Source organism: Celeribacter sp., from assembly GCF_048266405.1.
GTDB lineage: Bacteria > Pseudomonadota > Alphaproteobacteria > Rhodobacterales > Rhodobacteraceae > Celeribacter.
Window position 1 is genome coordinate 159,442 of sequence record NZ_JBLWZO010000003.1, and the last position, 16,295, is coordinate 175,736.

At 57.1% G+C, this 16,295-nt stretch carries 16 protein-coding genes; 11 read left to right on the forward strand and 5 right to left on the reverse strand.

The window, feature by feature from the left end; all coding sequences use genetic code 11:
* Positions 1-58: 58 nt before the first annotated feature.
* Positions 59-1,243: a DUF6456 domain-containing protein gene (locus tag ACN0TS_RS08245; protein ID WP_417258869.1), complete on the reverse strand. Its 1,185-nt coding sequence runs from the start codon at positions 1,241-1,243 to the stop codon at positions 59-61.
* A 301-nt stretch (positions 1,244-1,544) separates the two neighbouring features.
* Here ACN0TS_RS08245 and ACN0TS_RS08250 point away from each other — a divergent pair, with 301 nt between their 5' ends.
* From ACN0TS_RS08250 to ACN0TS_RS08300, 11 genes are all read left to right on the forward strand, one after another.
* Entirely contained in the window at positions 1,545-1,838 is a 294-nt protein-coding gene (locus ACN0TS_RS08250) for a DUF6477 family protein (protein WP_417258870.1), read from the forward strand.
* A gap of 384 nt (positions 1,839-2,222) precedes the next feature.
* Positions 2,223-3,794 carry a glutamine-hydrolyzing GMP synthase gene (gene guaA, locus ACN0TS_RS08255; protein WP_417258871.1) on the forward strand — a complete coding sequence of 524 codons (1,572 nt, stop codon included), beginning with the start codon at positions 2,223-2,225 and terminating at the stop codon, positions 3,792-3,794.
* Positions 3,795-3,908: 114 nt separating this feature from the next.
* On the forward strand, positions 3,909-4,187 hold the full coding sequence (locus ACN0TS_RS08260) for a putative quinol monooxygenase (RefSeq protein ID WP_417258872.1): 279 nt from the start codon (positions 3,909-3,911) through the stop codon (positions 4,185-4,187).
* Complete coding sequence (locus ACN0TS_RS08265) at positions 4,184-5,083, forward strand: DMT family transporter (RefSeq protein WP_417258873.1); 900 nt, start codon at positions 4,184-4,186, stop codon at positions 5,081-5,083. Before ACN0TS_RS08260 ends, ACN0TS_RS08265 begins: the two co-directional genes overlap by 4 nt.
* A gap of 219 nt (positions 5,084-5,302) precedes the next feature.
* Positions 5,303-6,409, forward strand: coding sequence for an OmpP1/FadL family transporter (locus ACN0TS_RS08270; protein WP_417258874.1), 1,107 nt, complete (start codon positions 5,303-5,305; stop codon positions 6,407-6,409).
* A 155-nt stretch (positions 6,410-6,564) separates the two neighbouring features.
* Positions 6,565-7,485 (forward strand): DMT family transporter, encoded by a 921-nt coding sequence (locus ACN0TS_RS08275; protein WP_417258875.1) that lies wholly within the window; start codon positions 6,565-6,567, stop codon positions 7,483-7,485.
* A gap of 61 nt (positions 7,486-7,546) precedes the next feature.
* Positions 7,547-8,419: an ATPase gene (locus ACN0TS_RS08280; RefSeq protein ID WP_417258876.1), complete on the forward strand. Its 873-nt coding sequence runs from the start codon at positions 7,547-7,549 to the stop codon at positions 8,417-8,419.
* A 44-nt stretch (positions 8,420-8,463) separates the two neighbouring features.
* The gene (locus ACN0TS_RS08285) at positions 8,464-9,387 is read left to right on the forward strand and encodes a homoserine O-succinyltransferase (protein ID WP_417258877.1); all 924 of its coding nucleotides are present in this window, start codon (positions 8,464-8,466) and stop codon (positions 9,385-9,387) included.
* A complete protein-coding gene (locus ACN0TS_RS08290; protein ID WP_417258878.1) occupies positions 9,387-10,304 on the forward strand; it encodes an alpha/beta fold hydrolase in 918 nt (305 codons plus the stop codon). The genes ACN0TS_RS08285 and ACN0TS_RS08290 overlap by 1 nt, the downstream gene beginning before the upstream one ends.
* Before the next feature lie 87 nt (positions 10,305-10,391).
* On the forward strand, positions 10,392-11,294 hold the full coding sequence (ppk2, locus tag ACN0TS_RS08295; protein WP_417258879.1) for a polyphosphate kinase 2: 903 nt from the start codon (positions 10,392-10,394) through the stop codon (positions 11,292-11,294).
* Between the two features lie 8 nt (positions 11,295-11,302).
* On the forward strand, positions 11,303-11,923 hold the full coding sequence (locus ACN0TS_RS08300) for a TetR/AcrR family transcriptional regulator (RefSeq protein ID WP_417258880.1): 621 nt from the start codon (positions 11,303-11,305) through the stop codon (positions 11,921-11,923).
* A gap of 11 nt (positions 11,924-11,934) precedes the next feature.
* Here ACN0TS_RS08300 and ACN0TS_RS08305 read toward each other — a convergent pair whose 3' ends face one another.
* Genes ACN0TS_RS08305 through ACN0TS_RS08320 form a run of 4 tightly spaced genes read right to left on the reverse strand, consistent with a single transcriptional unit; the run spans position 11,935 to position 16,200 of the window.
* A complete protein-coding gene (locus ACN0TS_RS08305; protein ID WP_417258881.1) occupies positions 11,935-12,666 on the reverse strand; it encodes a FadR/GntR family transcriptional regulator in 732 nt (243 codons plus the stop codon).
* Complete coding sequence (gene yjfF / locus ACN0TS_RS08310; protein ID WP_417258882.1) at positions 12,663-13,655, reverse strand: galactofuranose ABC transporter, permease protein YjfF; 993 nt, start codon at positions 13,653-13,655, stop codon at positions 12,663-12,665. The genes ACN0TS_RS08305 and yjfF overlap by 4 nt, the downstream gene beginning before the upstream one ends.
* Positions 13,652-14,686, reverse strand: coding sequence for an ABC transporter permease (locus tag ACN0TS_RS08315; protein WP_417258883.1), 1,035 nt, complete (start codon positions 14,684-14,686; stop codon positions 13,652-13,654). Before ACN0TS_RS08315 ends, yjfF begins: the two co-directional genes overlap by 4 nt.
* Positions 14,683-16,200 carry a sugar ABC transporter ATP-binding protein gene (locus tag ACN0TS_RS08320; protein WP_417258884.1) on the reverse strand — a complete coding sequence of 506 codons (1,518 nt, stop codon included), beginning with the start codon at positions 16,198-16,200 and terminating at the stop codon, positions 14,683-14,685. The genes ACN0TS_RS08315 and ACN0TS_RS08320 overlap by 4 nt, the downstream gene beginning before the upstream one ends.
* Positions 16,201-16,295: the final 95 nt, after the last annotated feature.

Genomic DNA, 16,295 nt, shown 5'->3' on the forward strand with positions numbered 1-16,295 from the left:
CCGTGATCCACTTGAAAGGTCCACTGGACCTTTCATCGGCCTTTGGCCGAACCGTGGATCACCCAATCAGGTTAGAATAACCCGCACGATCGTAGTGCCGCTTGAGTCGCTGAAGTGCGATGCGCAGTACGATTTTTCCCGAACGGGCCGACCATCCCATGTGTTTTTCAGCCTGCTCCATGCCTTCAAGTCGGCAGCAACACCGCAGAACAACGTCGCCCAATCCAGGCCCAAGCTCGTCGAGGGCTGCCGCCACACGGGCCTGTGCTGCATCGGCACCGAACCCTTGGACATCTCCCTCCAGTAAGCCGCGCTCTTCCCCTGCCAAGAACGCCTCCCAGTCTTGCGCCACACGATCTCCCATCTGCGCCAATTCGAAATCCTCGCGCAACCGCTCTGCCACCGCGACCAATTCGGGCGGCAAAAACATAGAACCGTCCTTATTGCGCCGCCGCGCCAACACCATGACGGGGCTCTCGACCGCATTGTAGCGAATGCGCTTGCTCTTTGACTTGTCCGCCCCCCCGACGGCCTCGCCTTGCCACGCTTCCGTGCTGTCGCCAAAGACCGAAGGGGCCTCGGCAAACCCCGCACGCGCGCTTTCTTCGGCGGCTAAAAACTCGCGAAACGCCGTGCGTCCCGCCGACGTGATGGAGTAACGGGTGATTTTGCCCTTCACCTGCGCTTCAATCCATCCTTTGAGGGCGAGCATTTGCGCCACGGAACGATCCAACACCGCCGTGCGTGTCGTGCGCCCATCGGGCAGATCGCGAACAACCACCGCCTTTTCCATATCCTTGGCCACTGCCAAACAGGCACCCGGCTCGGACAAACGGCGTAAAATCCGTTTGCCTTCGCGTTCAAAAGTCATGTCGTCGGGCGCACTTGCGGCGTGCAATTGGGGGTCTTTGGGAGGTTTACTCATAGGGTGCGCATCCTCTTTTGTGGCAGCGGAGTAGAACAAATCGGTGGCGTCGGATGGTGTGGAAGCGCCCGTAATGTCACGGCGTATCCGCAAGCGGTCCAATGCTTCATCCACCAGTGGATCATCGCGCTTTTGCTCGATCCGCCTGACCTGTCTCATCACCGTGGATGGTGCGCAGCCCCCGTTGCGCGCCAATTCGCGGATGCTATGCCCGCCTTCTGTATGTGCGAGATATCGTTGTGCGTCTTTCGGCACCCAAGTTGGCAATGTGACCATGCCCGCGTGGCGCCCCAGTGAACTGTTCCCGTGGTCGTGCATATGTTCCCCAAAGTGTTAACGCAGCCCTTTGTCTCTTATGCTGCGACAATTCTATACCAGAGGCCCTTTTGTTCGCTAAAACCGCGACTTGTAACAAAATAACCCCGTGAGTCTCAGTCAACCTAAAGTTGCATTCCTTTAGTAAAGGTTAACCAATTCCTGACAAAACCCATGCTGAGCCAAATAGTTAAAGGTTCGTAAAAATCACCGTTCGCCGCGATCCGCCCGTACGCAACACCCGCTTAGGTTGTGTAACCTTCCTCCTATAAAAGCCGCACCAAGGCACTAACAGGAGACCACAATGACAACCTCAGCAAACGCTCTCACTCATCTTCGTCGTCCGCGCCTTTTGATCCGCGCAGCCCGTTGTGGCGTTATGGATTACAACCGTCGCAGAGATCTCAAACGCGTCTTGCGCAGCGCCACTTTGCCCTCTCCGAGTGCCAGCGTTTCGATGTTGATGGAACGCGAGGCCGAATTGGAAGCGACCCGCAAAACAGATGACGGCAGCTATAGCGTGGTGCGCCACGTCGAGGTCCTGATTGCACTGATGGGCGAGGCCCGCCTGCTTACGCCGACTGTCACAGCGGCCTGAATTTTTAAGGAATATTACCCGTCAGGTAACCATTTCGACCCGTCTGGTCCTTTTACAATGCGTTAAGAATTGCGCATCGCCCTGTTCCGCCACCTCCCAGTGGGACAGGGCATTTTATTAACCAAAGTTGAGCCGCGTCACGGCCCGTCAGACAGACAAGCAAGAAAAAGCTCCCTAACGGTCGCCGCCGCTCGCGGGATGGAAGTATGGGCAACGAACGGGGGAAGCTCAGGGATAGAGGCAAAGCGGAGACAATGTGAAAAGACGACAAATCGCCCATTCTTGTCCCTTTTTCGTCCCCCTGCTCCATTATTTCACCTCCGCGCCACCTTCGACGCAGAATCCACCTTGCCTCATATATACGCCTGCGAGTAAACGCAGGACATGACACAGATTTCCCATGACCGCCTCCTCATCATCGACTTCGGCTCTCAGGTCACGCAGCTCATTGCGCGTCGCCTGCGTGAGCTCAATGTCTATTGCGAAATCCACCCCTATCAGAACGTCACGGACAAAAGCCTGCGTGCTTTTGATCCAAAGGCGATCATCTTTTCAGGCGGTCCAGACAGCGTGATGCGCGAGGGCAGCCCCCGTCCGCCGAAAGCGGCCTATGAGATGGGCGTGCCGATCCTTGGCATTTGCTACGGTCAACAGGTAATGATGCTCGACTTGGGCGGTCAGGTTGAAGCGGGCGAAGAGGCCACAGCCGAGTTTGGCCGCGCCTATGTCACGCCAACAGAGATCCGCCCTGATTTCCTCACGGGTTGGTTCCTCGACGGCACGGGCAAAGAGCAAGTGTGGATGTCACACGGCGATCACGTCTCGAAAATCGCGCCGGGCTTTGAGGTCTATGGCACCTCACCGGGCGCGCCATTCGCGATCACGGCGGATCTGGAGCGCAATTTCTACGCGGTGCAATTCCACCCCGAGGTGCACCACACGCCCAACGGCGCGACGCTCTATGAAAACTTCGTCAAGCTGGCGGGCTTCACGGGCGACTGGACCATGGGTGCCTACCGCGAGGAAATGATCGCGGATATCCGTGCGCAAGTCGGAGACAAACAGGTAATCTGCGCGCTCTCTGGCGGTGTTGATAGCTCCGTCACGGGCATCCTGCTGCACGAGGCCATTGGCGATCAATTGACCTGTGTGTTTGTGGATCACGGCCTGCTGCGCCTCAATGAGGCCGAGCAAGTGGTCAAGATGTTCCGCGACAACTACAACCTCAAACTGATCCACGCCGACGAGAGTGATTTGTTCCTCGGTGAGCTTGAAGGCGTCAGCGACCCCGAAACCAAACGCAAAATCATCGGCAAACTGTTCATCGACGTGTTCCAGAAATACGCCGATCAGATCGAAGGCGCGGAATTCCTTGCCCAAGGCACGCTTTACCCCGATGTGATTGAATCCGTGTCGTTTTCTGGCGGCCCTTCCGTGACAATCAAATCGCACCACAACGTCGGCGGCCTGCCCGAGAAGATGGGTCTCAAACTGGTCGAGCCTCTACGCGGGCTGTTCAAAGACGAAGTGCGCGAGCTTGGTCGCGAACTTGGCCTGCCCGACAGCTTCATTGGCCGCCACCCCTTCCCCGGTCCGGGTCTTGCGATCCGCTGCCCCGGTGAAATCACCCGCGAAAAGCTGGCGATCCTGCAAAAGGCCGATGCGGTCTACATCGACCAGATCCGCAAGCACGGTCTTTACGACGAGATTTGGCAAGCATTCGCCGCGATCTTGCCGATGAAAACCGTGGGCGTGATGGGCGACGGGCGCACCTATGACTACGCCGTGGCGCTGCGTGCGGTGACATCGGTGGACGGCATGACCGCAGACACCTACCCGTTCAGCCATGACTTCCTCGGCGAGACCATGACCCGCATCATCAACGAGGTCAAAGGCGTCAACCGCGTCTTCTACGACGTCACATCGAAGCCTCCGGGTACGATCGAATTGGAGTGATCCGCTGACAAAACAGAATCACTGATCAAAAATGCAAAGGCGCTTCTCATGGGAATGGGCGGCGCCTTTAGCTTTTTGCTTGCCCGTCTCCATCACAGATGGCTACCTGATCCGATGAGTAAAGTTCTTTTGACAGGCACCATGACCTGCGCCCCTTCCGAGGTTGACGACGTGTTGAGCGTTATGGCCGACCACATCCGCAAAAGCCGCGCCGAGGCGGGCTGTATGCAGTTCGAGCTGTGGCAGGACGAACTGACGCCCACGGCGTTCCACGTCTCCGAGGTATTTCTGAGCGAAGCGGCCTTTGCCAAACACCAAGAACGGACCCAAGGCTCCGATTGGTGGCGTATCACCCGACACATGTCTCGTGATTTCAAGAAGGTATCGGCATGAGCGCCCAAACCATCCACCCGCTCAAAGCGACACTCTGGATGTCAGGCGCTGTCTTCGGCTTTTCGTCTATGGCCGTGGTCGGGCGCAGTCTGACACTTGATCTCGACACCTTCGAAATCATGGCCTACCGCTCCCTCATCGGGGTGTTCACGGTGCTGATCATCTCTACATTGGCCGGCACACGCGATCAAATCCGTGCCCGCGCCCTGCCCTTACATCTGGGGCGCAATGTCTCGCATTTCACGGGGCAAAACCTGTGGCTCTTCGCGCTGACCCTGATCCCACTGGCACAGCTTTTCGCGCTTGAATTTGCCTATCCGATCCTTGTGGCGCTTGGCGCGAGCCTGTTTTTGGGCGAACGGCTCACGCCCCTGCGCAGCGCCACCGCCGCGCTTGGCTTCATCGGCATCCTGATTGTGGCACAGCCGTTTGGCGCGGGCGGTCTGTCCATTGGCCTTCTCGCCGCAATTGCCTGCGCTTTCGGCTTTGCAGGGTCTGCACTTTTCACCAAACGCCTCACCCGCACGCCTGATGGCACCGTCACCAACATCCTGTTCTGGCTCTCGCTGATGCAACTGGCGCTCGGGATCGGTTGTGCGATGATTGATGGCGAGATGAAGCTGTTCACACTTGCGCAACTGCCACTGCTCGCCGTGTTCTCGCTTGCAGGTCTGGGCGCGCATTTTTGCCTGACCACCGCACTGTCTTTGGCACCGGCCTCGGTCGTCACGCCAATTGACTTCCTGCGCCTGCCACTGATCGCCTTTATCGCCTATCTGCTCTACGGCGAAGCCACGACATGGGCCACCTATGTGGGCGCGGCGATCATCTTTGGCGCAAACTACATCAACATCCTGTCGGAATCGCGAAAGTCACGCGCCTTTAAGGCTGCGTAGCCCATACCGTCCCGCGCTGCGACCGCCCGCGCGGAGAACCGTTGCGGGAAAAACACGTATACGTTGATCACAGAGCCTCTTGATATATTCTGACGCTGCGTCAGAATTGCGTGATCGGCAACTCCTCGCTTAGGCTTTTTAAAGGCCAGACGTGAGGAGACACGTCGGGCAAAAAACAAAAATTTCTCGGAGCCCAGTGCTCGATAAGGGATGGAGATCATGAAAACACACCTCACCTTGGCCGCGGCTCTCGCGGTCGGCGCCACAGGCGCATTCGCAGGCGGCATTGACCGATCAGGTCAATCCATTTTACCTATTTTCGAAACCGGCAATTACATTGAATTTTCAATGGGTGTTGTATTGCCAAGCGTGTCGGGCACACAGCTTCTACCAGCAGGCCCAAGTCCTGCTGGCTCCCAATCAGGGAAAATGGCCAAAGACTATGTCTTGCCAGGTGCCGCCTATAAACGCGACTTGAGCGACAAGCTCAGCTTTGCATTGATCTGGGATCAGCCCTTTGGTGCCGACGTAGCCTACCCTGCGGCGACAGGATACGCCTATGGCGGTTCAACAGCGCGGGTGACAAGCAACAGCCTGACCGCTGTCGGTCGCTACAAATTGTCTGACCGCTTCTCAATTCACGGCGGTGTACGTTCGATCACATCCTCTGGCGAAGTCTCTTTGTCCAGTGGCTACACCATGTCGACCTCGAAAGAGACAGACTATGGCTACCTGATTGGCGCAAGCTACGAAATTCCTGATATCGCTCTGCGCGCATCGTTGACCTATAACTCCGAAATCACCCACGATTTCACTGCGACCGACTTCACTGGTCCGCACACGATGACAACAACGTTGCCTAAATCTGTGAACCTCGACTTCCAGACAGGGATCGCCGCGGATACATTGCTGATGGCCTCTGTGCGTTGGGCTGACTGGACATCATTCGACATCTCTCCCGCTGGCTTTACCATCGCGTCAGGTGGCAGCTCCTTGGTGTCTTATGACAACGACACGTTTTCCTACACCCTTGGTGTCGGTCGTCGCTTCAACGACAAACTGTCGGGCTCCGCAACCATTGGCTATGAAAAATCCCATGGTGGTTTCGCGGGCAACCTAGGCCCAACTGATGGATACATTTCGCTCGCACTTGGCCTTGAATATCAGGTCAGCGACAGCACCGCCATTTCCGGTGGCGTGCGCTACGTAAAACTCGGCGATGCGCAAACCGAAGCCCCCGCTCCATTCCCTGCAGGCATGGCGTTTGGTGACTTTACCGGCAACCATGCTGTGGCATTCGGCATCAAAATTTCGCACAACTTCTAAACGCGAAATCACTTAAAACGATTTAAAGCCCCGCCATTGTGCGGGGCTTTTTCATATCAAATCTTGTGATCCCCCTTTGCACAATTTCCGGTTTGTGTGCGGCGGCATTGCGCGTCTATATGACCATCTGATCAAATTTCGCGAAGGACGCGCCAATGGCTCCGCAAAAGACCATCACCACCGCCGCTTGGATCGGGCTTGGCCTGATGGGTCTGTTTTGGGGCGGATCGTTTCTGGCCATCGAATTGATGCTGCGCGACATGCCGTTCGAGACGCTTGTCGCCCTGCGTGTCTCGGGCGGCGCAATCGCGCTTTGGACCTATGTATTTCTCGCCCGTCTGGAATTGCCCCGCTCGCCAAAAATCTGGCTCGCCTTTCTCATTATCGGCGGGATCAACGTGGCTGCGCCCTTCTCCTTCATCTCATGGGGACAGCAATATATCACCTCGAGCCTCGCGGGCATTCTCAACGCCACCACCGCCATTTTCGGCCCCCTCGTCGCAGCCCTCCTCTTTGCTGACGAACGCCTTGGCGCACGCAAACTGGCGGGGGTGATCTTGGGCTTTTTCGGGGTGGCCACGATCATCGGCCTCGACGCCATTCGCGCCTTCGATCTGACCTCGGCGGGTCAAATGGCATTGATCGCTGCCTCACTGTGCTATGCCTTTGGCGCTGCTCTGGCGCGGATGCACCTCACGGACATGCCGCTCGAAGTTTCGGCTGCGGGTATGATCACAGGGGCTGCGGTGTTTATGGTGCCCGCAACGCTCATCAATCACGGCTGGCCGCAGTTCGCGACCTTCTCGCCCACGACACTGGGCGCATGGGCTTATGTGTCGATCGTGTCCACGGGACTGGCTTATTTGCTCTTGTTCCGCGTCATCAAATCTGCGGGATCAGGCAATGCGACACTTGTGACCTTGGGGGTTGCCCCTGTCTCCGTGATCTTGGGCGCGGTCGTTTTGGGCGAAAGCCTCGCCCCGTCGACCTATCTCGGCTTTGCCTTCCTCGCGCTTGGACTTTTGGTAATCGACGGGCGGCTCCTGCGCCGTATACGTGGCCGCAAAACCGCCTAAACCCTCTTGGCTTTTCACCCTCATCGTGGCACCCAATAGGGCAAGGCATATGAGGCGAGCGATGACGTATAAAACAGGTGATGAGTGGCGTGACTGCACAGCGAAACGGGTGATCCTGTTTGGCATGTCGGGCCTTGGAAAAACACATGTTTCCAACATGTTGCGTGACACAAAGCAATGGTATCACTATTCGGTCGATTACCGCATTGCCACACGCTACTTGGGTGAATCCATTGACGACAACCTCAAAGCAGAGGCGATGAAGTCGGATTTTTTGCGCGCGCAGCTGCTCTCCGACAGCATCTTTATCAAGTCGAATGTGACGTTTAACAACCTCGCCCCCGTCTCCCATTACCTTGGAAAACCGGGAAATCCGGACCTGGGCGGCATCCCGATTGCAGAGTTCAAACGCCGCCAAGCCCAATTCCGCGCCGCCGAAGAGGCCGCACTTCTGGACACGGGGCACTTTATTTCCCGCGCGACAGAGCTTTACGGCTACCCGCATTTCGTGGGCGATACGGGCGGGTCCATCTGTGAATGGGTTGATGCCGAGGATGCAAACGATCCGATCCTAACCGCCTTGTCCCGCGACGCGCTGCTTGTGTGGATCGAGGGCTCGGACGCCCACACAGAGGAATTGGTGCGCCGCTTTGACCGTGCGCCCAAACCAATGGCCTATCAGCCCGAATTCCTCGACGCGATCTGGGAGGAATACCTCGACCAGAAAGGCGTGAGCGAGGCAGAGGTGAACCCCGACGACTTCATCCGCTACACCTACGCCCGCGCCCTTGCACATCGCCAACCGCGCTACAAAGCAATGGCGGACAACTGGGGCGTGACCATCTGTGCTGACGAACTGGCCAAAGCACCCACCCCCGATGCCGTTTGCGACCTCATCGGAGCGGCTCTTGATAACCGCGCATCTGCGCCCTAATTGCAGTCCTCACCCACCTGAAACACAGCTGAAAGTCTTGTCTCATGCCCATTACGTTGCCTGAAAACCTGCCCGCCTTTGACGTCCTCTCCTCCGAGGGTGTTATGGTCATGGGCGAGGGTCGCGCAGCGTCACAGGAAATTCGTCCCATTCGCATCGCGCTGCTCAACCTGATGCCAAAGAAAATCCAGACGGAAAACCAGTTCGCCCGCCTGATCGGTGCGACGCCGTTGCAGATTGATTTTCAACTCATCCGGATGAGCGAACATCAGACCAAGAACACCGCCGCCGAACATATGGAGCAGTTTTACCGCCCCTTTAACGAGGTCAAAGCCTCGGGCGAAAAGTTCGACGGGCTGATCATCACAGGCGCTCCCATCGAGCATATGGATTTCGAGGACGTTACCTATTGGGAGGAACTCAAAGAGGTCTTTGAGTGGACCCAAACCCATGTCCATTCCACCTTTGGCGTCTGTTGGGGCGGCATGGCGATGATCAACTATTTCCACGGCGTGAAGAAGCACCTGTTGGAGGCCAAGACCTTTGGCCTGTTCCGCCAGAACAACCTCGCGCCCTCCTCGCCCTACCTGCGTGGATTTTCGGATGAGTGCTACATTCCCGTGAGCCGCTGGACCGAGATGAAACAGGCAGAGATCGACGCCGTTCCCGCCTTGATCCCGCTGCTCGGCTCGGATGAAACGGGGCCGTGCCTTGTCGAAGATCCAAACCACCGTGCGCTCTACATCTTCAACCACTTTGAATATGACACGGGCACGCTGCACGAGGAGTTGATGCGCGACAAGGCAGCGGGCCAACCGATCCAGATCCCGCAAAACTACTATCCGCACGACGATCCCGACGAACGGCCTGTCAATCGTTGGCGCTCACACGCGCACCTGCTTTATGGCAACTGGATCAACGAGATTTATCAAACCACGCCGTTCCGCTTGGCTGATATTGGAGCGTAATGCTGTTTGTGCTTCTCATTCTGGCCGTCGCCACGGTTGCCGTCGCCACATGGCGCGGCAGAAATGTCGAGCGGATTGCTGATGCTCGCGGCCAAATGGTCAACGGGCTGCACGTGGAAAGCTACGGGCCTGAGGGCGCGCCATCGGTGGTGTTGATCCACGGTGCATCTGGGTCCACCTATGACATGACCTTTTCCCTTGCGCCCAAACTGGCGCAGGATTTTCGCGTTTATGTCGTCGACCGCCCTGGCTTTGGCCATTCCGTCCCGCTTGCCCGCGAGGGTCTGACCGCACAAGCCACCGCCATTCGCGCCGCCATTGCCCAAATCGACCCGCGCCCCCCCATCGTTTTGGGCCAGTCCTACGGCGGCGCGGTGGCACTTGCATGGGCTGTGGACGCGCCCGACAGCCTCGCCGCCCTCGTGCTTGTCTCCGCACCATCACACACATGGAAAGGACGTCCTGCATGGCTCTACCGCCTGCTCGCCATGCCTGTGATTGGCGGCGTTCTCGCATGGATGATCGCCGCATGGGTGCCGCCGTCCCATATTGACTCCGAGATTGAGGATGTCTTTGCCCCGCAGCCCACGCCCAAAGGCTACGGTGCCTACTTCCAACCCGAAATGGCCCTGCGTCCCGCCACTCATATGCTCAACGCACGCCAACGTGTCGCGCTCAAATCGCAACTTGAGAGCATGGTGGATGCCTATCCTGCGCTGCAGATGCCGATTGAAAGCTTACACGGTGAGGCCGATAAAATCGTGCCCATTGCGCTTCACGCCCAACCTCTTGAGGCGGAGATCACAAGCAACCACCTCACCACCCTTACAGGAATTGGCCATATGCCGCACCACGTGGCCACAGGCGCGGTGGTCCAAGCGGTGATGCGCGCAGCGAAACGTGCCAAACTCATGTGATTTCATTGCTTTGGAGGGCGAAAGCCCCCATATTGTTAAACGAGTTAACACCGCGACCCCGCGCCCCAAACCAAAAGGCCCCGACAGATGAGCGACACCCCTGTTAATGATCTTCCCTTTGATGGCGCGATATCCAAATTCTTTGCGCAAGAGGCCCCCGATCACATCCGCGACGCGATTGAAGACGGGAAGAAAAAAGATATCCTGTCGCCCAGCTACCCTTATGACCGCTGGATGGACAAGGATGACTATGAAGATCAGATGGCGTCCCTTCAGCGCGAGTTGGTCAAAATGCTCGGGGATGTCAAAGCCACGGGCAAACGGATTGTGGTGGTGTTTGAGGGCCGTGATGCCGCGGGCAAAGGCGGCACGATCAAACGGTTTCGCGAGAACCTGAACCCCCGTTCCGCCCGTGTCGTTGCGCTTTCAAAACCAACAGACCGCGAGGCCGGAGAGTGGTATTTCCAACGCTATACCAAACACTTACCTACCGAAGGTGAAATCGTCCTGTTCGACCGCTCGTGGTATAATCGCGGCGTTGTCGAAAAGGTCTTCGGCTTTTGCAGCGATGAACAACGCACGCGGTTCTTTCACCAATTGCCCGAGTTCGAGGACATGTTGGTGAGCGAAGGTATTCAGCTATTCAAAATCTGGCTCAACGTCGGTCGCGCCGAGCAGTTGCGCCGTTTTCTGGCCCGCGAGTCCGATCCGCTCAAACAGTGGAAACTGTCAGGCATCGACGTCAAAGGCCTGTCACTTTGGGACGACTATTCAACGGCCATTACCGAGACATTGCAGCTCAGCCATACCGCAACTGCCCCGTGGACCGTTGTGCGCTCGGACGACAAATACCGCGCCCGCCTCAACGCCATTCGCGCCGTGCTGTCGCAAATTGACTACGCAGGCAAAGACGCCAAACAACTCAGAGAGGTCGACACCAAAGTGTGCGGCGGACCTGAGATGATCCTTACAGGCACGGAGGCGGAGTAAGCGCCGATATGGTCAAAAAACGCGGTTATCACCACGGAAATCTCCGTCAGGCGCTCGTTGACGCCGCCCTTGGTCTGATTGAAGCCAAGGGACCGACGGGATTCACCCTGTCCGAGGCCGCCAAAACGGCGGGCGTCACCCCTGCGGCGGTCTATCGCCATTTCGAAGGACGTGAGGATCTGATCGCGGAGATCGCACAGCAAGGCTATGCAGTCTTTGGCGATCTGTTGGACTACGCCTATTCCAAGGGGCAACCTTCGGCCCTCGCCAGTTTCGAGGCCGTGGGCCGCGCCTATCTGGCCTTTGCCCGCAAATACCCTGGCCACTATGTGGCGATGTTTGAAAGCTCCATCTCGATCCAACGCACACCTGAATTGTATCAGGTCGCGACCCGCGCCCATGGCGTTCTCGAACGCGCCGCCGAAGAGTTGTCGAAACACATCCCTGCCGAGAACCGACCACCGCCACAGATGTTTGCTGCCCATATCTGGGCGATGAGTCACGGCGTGGTCGAACTGTTCGCTCGCAACAGCCCCGGCACAAAAAGCCCCTTCCCGCCCGAGGATCTGTTGGAGACCGGTATCGGAATTTACTTGCGCGGGTTGGGGTTGCTGCCCACGGACACATAGGCGCGGCGTGATCAGTTCGCCTGTAGTCGCATCCGTGTCCGCGCAAAACTGTCACTGATGACTTCGGTCATGGCCGCACAGGCCGTCGCAGGCTCCCCACCGGAAATGGCCGCAGCAATAGTGCGGTGGCGGCGCGCCACATCCACCTTGCTTTGCGGAAATGCGTCGTTGGCCTCCGCCATAAACATCGAATACAGCGCCGTTTGCACCATATCGCCAAGCGAATGCAAAAACCTGTTGCCCGAAAGCTTCAGGATATGTTTGTGAAACTCGTAGTCGGCGACGGCAAAAGCCGCGCGGTCTGTGGCGTTTTCCATATCGTTGCACAGTTGCGTCAAACGCTCATGATCCACGGAATTGGCCATTTTCGCAGCTTTCGCAGCAGCGGCAGGTTCGAAAATCATACGGATTTCGAACAGCTCTTCATAAAACTGTGTCGGATTTTTCTGTGCCGTGTGCCACATCAACACGTCTTCATCGAACATGTTCCAATCATCGGCGCGGCGCACATGGGTGCCGACCTTGGCCTTGGACATGATCAACCCTTTGGCAATAAGCGTTTTTTTCGCTTCACGGACCACCGTGCGAGAGACGCCGAACATTTCGCACAGATCAGGGTCGAGCGGGATCATTGTGCCTTCGGGATATTCCCCCGCGACAATCGCTCGTCCCAACTGATCGACAACAAATGTGGTGTGGTTCGATGCGCGCTCCACCCGTCCACCAGAATGGACAAAGCTCATGATGGCGCGATGTAGCTTGTTGCCGCTTTTCTGCGTGCCGTCGACGCCCACGTCAGTCCCTTCTGCAACAGGATGAATGCAAACAATAAAACCCCAATCACAATCTTTGTCCACCAACTCGACAGCGAACCGTCAAAAACGATGTAGGTCTGGATCAACCCCATGATCAAGATACCGAAGAATGTGCCCCCCACAAATCCGTAGCCACCCGTCAAAAGCGTGCCGCCAATGACCACAGCCGCAATGGCGTCCAGCTCGACGCCCACTGTGGCAAGCGAATAGCCCGCTGAAGTATAAAGCGAGAAGACGATGCCAGACAGCCCTGCCAGCCCCCCCGAAATCGCATAGATCCCGATTGTGGTCGAGGCCACAGGAACGCCCATGAGTTTAGATGTCGCACTGCCCCCGCCCAAGGCGTAGACATTCTGTCCGAACCGCGTGCGGTGGGCGATCAAAGCACCGACGATAAAGGTCAAAATCATAACCCCGCCGATCAAGCGAAACCGCGCCCCGCCGCCCGTTTTCCAGTAGAGCGATTGTAACGTGTCATAGAACTCATGGTTGATTGGCACAGAGTCGGTGGACAGCAAATAGGCTGCGCCACGCGCGAGGAACATCCCCGCGAGCGTCACGATAAAGGGAGGCATTTCAAGGTAATGGATGAGCGCTCCCATAGCCGCGCCAAAGACGGTAGCGATCACCAGAACCATTGCGAATGCGACGAGGGGATGGATCGAGGTATCGCGCAGGATAACTGCCAGAAACACACCGCTAAAGGCAATGACGGACCCTACTGACAGATCAATCCCGCCCGACAAGATCACAAAGGTCATCCCCACGGCGACAATGCCGAGAAAAGCATTATCCGTGAGCAAGTTGGCCACAACACGCCACGACAACATCGCGGGATATTGCGAGGCACAGAGCGCATAGGCCAAGACAAAGGTGATAAGCGTGACGAAAAGCGGAAGATGGCTGGCGCGGATCATGAGTGGTCCTCGTTTAGAGCTGGCGCCGTTTTGGCGGTGGGTTGAGGCGCAGAGGCCCGCAGGATGTAGAGGATATGCCCGACTTTGGGCGACTGGATCACAAGGATGGAAAGGATCAGCAAGGCCTTGATCACCAAGTTGAATTCAGGCGGCATACCCGAGAGCAAGATGAGTGAATTGACCGATTGGATGATCATGGCCCCCAACAATGAGGCGACAATCGAGAACCGCCCGCCGAGCAGGCTATTGCCCCCGATCACCACCGCGAGGATGGCGTCCAACTCTAACCACAGCCCCGCATTATTGGCGTCTGCCCCCTGAATATCGGCGGCAACGATAACCCCAGCAATAGCGGCCCCGATGCCGGATACGACGTAGACACAGAGCAAAAGCACGCGGCTGTTGATCCCTGCAAGGCGCGACGAGGCCTCATTGATGCCGATGGCTTCGATGAGCATCCCAAGGGCGGTGCGACGCACGCCTATGGTGACAAAGGCTCCGAGTAGCACCCAGATCACCACAGGGGTTGGCATCCCAAGCACGGTGCCCGCCCCCAAATGGATCAGACCAGGATCGAGAAAGGTCAGGATTGTACCTTCAGTAATCAACTGCGCAATCCCGCGCCCTGCGACCATCAACACAAGCGTTGCCACAATGGGTTGGATACGAAGAACGGCAACCAAAATGCCATTCCAAAGCCCGCACAAAACCCCAACGGCCAAAGCGCCGGCCACGGCGGTCATCCAATGGTGTCCATCCACCACGAGCGATGCGGCAGTGGCCCCTGCTATGGCCATGACAGCCCCCACGGACAAGTCGATCCCTTTGGTGGCGATCACCAAGGTCATGCCAAGGCACAGCAACGCCGTTGGCGCGCCACGGTTGAGCACATCAATCAAATAGCCGAACAGGCGGCCATTCTGCATTTCGATTTTGAAAAAGTCGGGGAAAACCAAGAGGTTCAATCCCAGAACAACGGCCAAGATAATCAGTTGCGGCGAGATGCGGCGTATAAAAGCATGACGGGTCATTGAGCGATCTCCCCCGTGGGTTCGGCCGCGATGGCACGGATAATATTGTCAGAGGTGATCTCGTCGCCCGTCAACTCGCCCACCTGCTTGCGGTCGCGTAGCACAATTACGCGGTTGGAATAGGCGACCAGTTCCTCCATCTCGGAGGAGGCCACCAAAAGCGCCATACCGTCTTGTTGCAGGCGTCCGATCAGAGCGATGATTTCGGCGTGCGCGCCAATGTCGATGCCGCGGGTCGGCTCGTCGAGGATCAGGAAATCAGGGTCAGTGGCCAGCCAACGGGCCAAAATGGCCTTTTGCTGATTGCCGCCTGACAACAGGCGTATCGGCATGTCGAGATTGGCCAAACGGATGTCGAGCGTGCGCACATAATGCTGTGCGATCTCTTCGACTTTGCGGCGCGGGATTGGACGCAGCCACCCTTGGCGGGCCTGCAAGGCAAGGGCGATATTGTCGCGCACGCTGAGATCACCAACGATGCCTTCGGTCTTGCGGTCCTCGGGGCAAAGCGCAAATCCATGCGCCACAGCGCTACGAGGGTTACGGACCTGAATATCCTGACCACGCAAACGCATTTGTCCATGATCGGCCTTTACCGCACCAAAAATTAGGTTGGCGGTCTCAGTACGTCCAGAGCCCAAAAGCCCCGCCAGACCGACAACTTCGCCCTCATTGAGATCGAGGTTGAAGGCGTCCAACATCCCTGTCTTTTGCAGACCATCGATCTGCAATAGAGTTTTGGCCCCTGCTTTGGGGGGCGCCGCCTTGATCTGCGCGGCCAATTGGCGGCCGAGCATCATGGTGATGACGTCATTGCGGCTCGCGGTTTTGAGATCAAGGTGGCCGACCATCTGACCATTACGCAACACAGTGGCGCAGTCGCATAGGTCAAACACCTGATCAAGAAAGTGGGTGATAAAAACAACCGCCAATCCGCGCTCTTTGAGCTTTCGGATCACCGAGAATAGAAACTGCACTTCGTCCTGATCCAGACTTGCCGTTGGCTCATCGAGGATCAAAACCTTTCCCGACATTTCAACAGCGCGCGCAATGGCGACAACCTGTTGAATTGCAACAGAAAACGTAGACAAAGGTTGAGATGGATCAATCTCGATGCCAAAGCTGCGCAGCGATCTCCGCGCGTCGGCATTCATGCGGCGTCGATCCAAAAACGGGCCGCGCATCGGTTGACGGCCAAGGTAGAGATTTTCGGCCACCGTCAGATTGGGCAACAAGTTCACCTCTTGGTAAACGGTGCCGATCCCGAGGGTCTGGCTGTGGTGGGTCGATGTCGGATCGACGGTCTCGCCGTCCAGAACAATCTGACCTCCATCACGGCGATACACCCCTGTGAGGCATTTGATGAGGGTGGATTTTCCCGCACCGTTTTCTCCCAAAAGCGCATGAATTTCACCGCGCTGTAAGGTGAGCTCCACATTATCCAAAGCAACGGTGCCGGGGAAAAATTTGGAAATCCCCGTAGCGTGTAACATTGGGGGGGATATATCAGTCATTAAGAAGTCCTCAGGCAGAGAGAGTGACGATTGGCAACGCACAAATGCGCGTTGCCAAAGGATGATATGCGATCAAGTTAGCCTACAATTGGCCC

What these genes read in the sequence shown, in the direction of transcription:
- ACN0TS_RS08245 (WP_417258869.1), bottom strand. Translation starts at nt 1,243, where the DNA reads ATGCACGACCACGGGAACAGTTCACTGGGGCGCCACGCGGGCATGGTC.
- ACN0TS_RS08250 (WP_417258870.1), top strand. Translation starts at nt 1,545, where the DNA reads ATGACAACCTCAGCAAACGCTCTCACTCATCTTCGTCGTCCGCGCCTT.
- guaA (WP_417258871.1), top strand. Translation starts at nt 2,223, where the DNA reads ATGACACAGATTTCCCATGACCGCCTCCTCATCATCGACTTCGGCTCT.
- ACN0TS_RS08260 (WP_417258872.1), top strand. Translation starts at nt 3,909, where the DNA reads ATGAGTAAAGTTCTTTTGACAGGCACCATGACCTGCGCCCCTTCCGAG.
- ACN0TS_RS08265 (WP_417258873.1), top strand. Translation starts at nt 4,184, where the DNA reads ATGAGCGCCCAAACCATCCACCCGCTCAAAGCGACACTCTGGATGTCA.
- ACN0TS_RS08270 (WP_417258874.1), top strand. Translation starts at nt 5,303, where the DNA reads ATGAAAACACACCTCACCTTGGCCGCGGCTCTCGCGGTCGGCGCCACA.
- ACN0TS_RS08275 (WP_417258875.1), top strand. Translation starts at nt 6,565, where the DNA reads ATGGCTCCGCAAAAGACCATCACCACCGCCGCTTGGATCGGGCTTGGC.
- ACN0TS_RS08280 (WP_417258876.1), top strand. Translation starts at nt 7,547, where the DNA reads ATGACGTATAAAACAGGTGATGAGTGGCGTGACTGCACAGCGAAACGG.
- ACN0TS_RS08285 (WP_417258877.1), top strand. Translation starts at nt 8,464, where the DNA reads ATGCCCATTACGTTGCCTGAAAACCTGCCCGCCTTTGACGTCCTCTCC.
- ACN0TS_RS08290 (WP_417258878.1), top strand. Translation starts at nt 9,387, where the DNA reads ATGCTGTTTGTGCTTCTCATTCTGGCCGTCGCCACGGTTGCCGTCGCC.
- ppk2 (WP_417258879.1), top strand. Translation starts at nt 10,392, where the DNA reads ATGAGCGACACCCCTGTTAATGATCTTCCCTTTGATGGCGCGATATCC.
- ACN0TS_RS08300 (WP_417258880.1), top strand. Translation starts at nt 11,303, where the DNA reads ATGGTCAAAAAACGCGGTTATCACCACGGAAATCTCCGTCAGGCGCTC.
- ACN0TS_RS08305 (WP_417258881.1), bottom strand. Translation starts at nt 12,666, where the DNA reads ATGAGCTTTGTCCATTCTGGTGGACGGGTGGAGCGCGCATCGAACCAC.
- yjfF (WP_417258882.1), bottom strand. Translation starts at nt 13,655, where the DNA reads ATGATCCGCGCCAGCCATCTTCCGCTTTTCGTCACGCTTATCACCTTT.
- ACN0TS_RS08315 (WP_417258883.1), bottom strand. Translation starts at nt 14,686, where the DNA reads ATGACCCGTCATGCTTTTATACGCCGCATCTCGCCGCAACTGATTATC.
- ACN0TS_RS08320 (WP_417258884.1), bottom strand. Translation starts at nt 16,200, where the DNA reads ATGACTGATATATCCCCCCCAATGTTACACGCTACGGGGATTTCCAAA.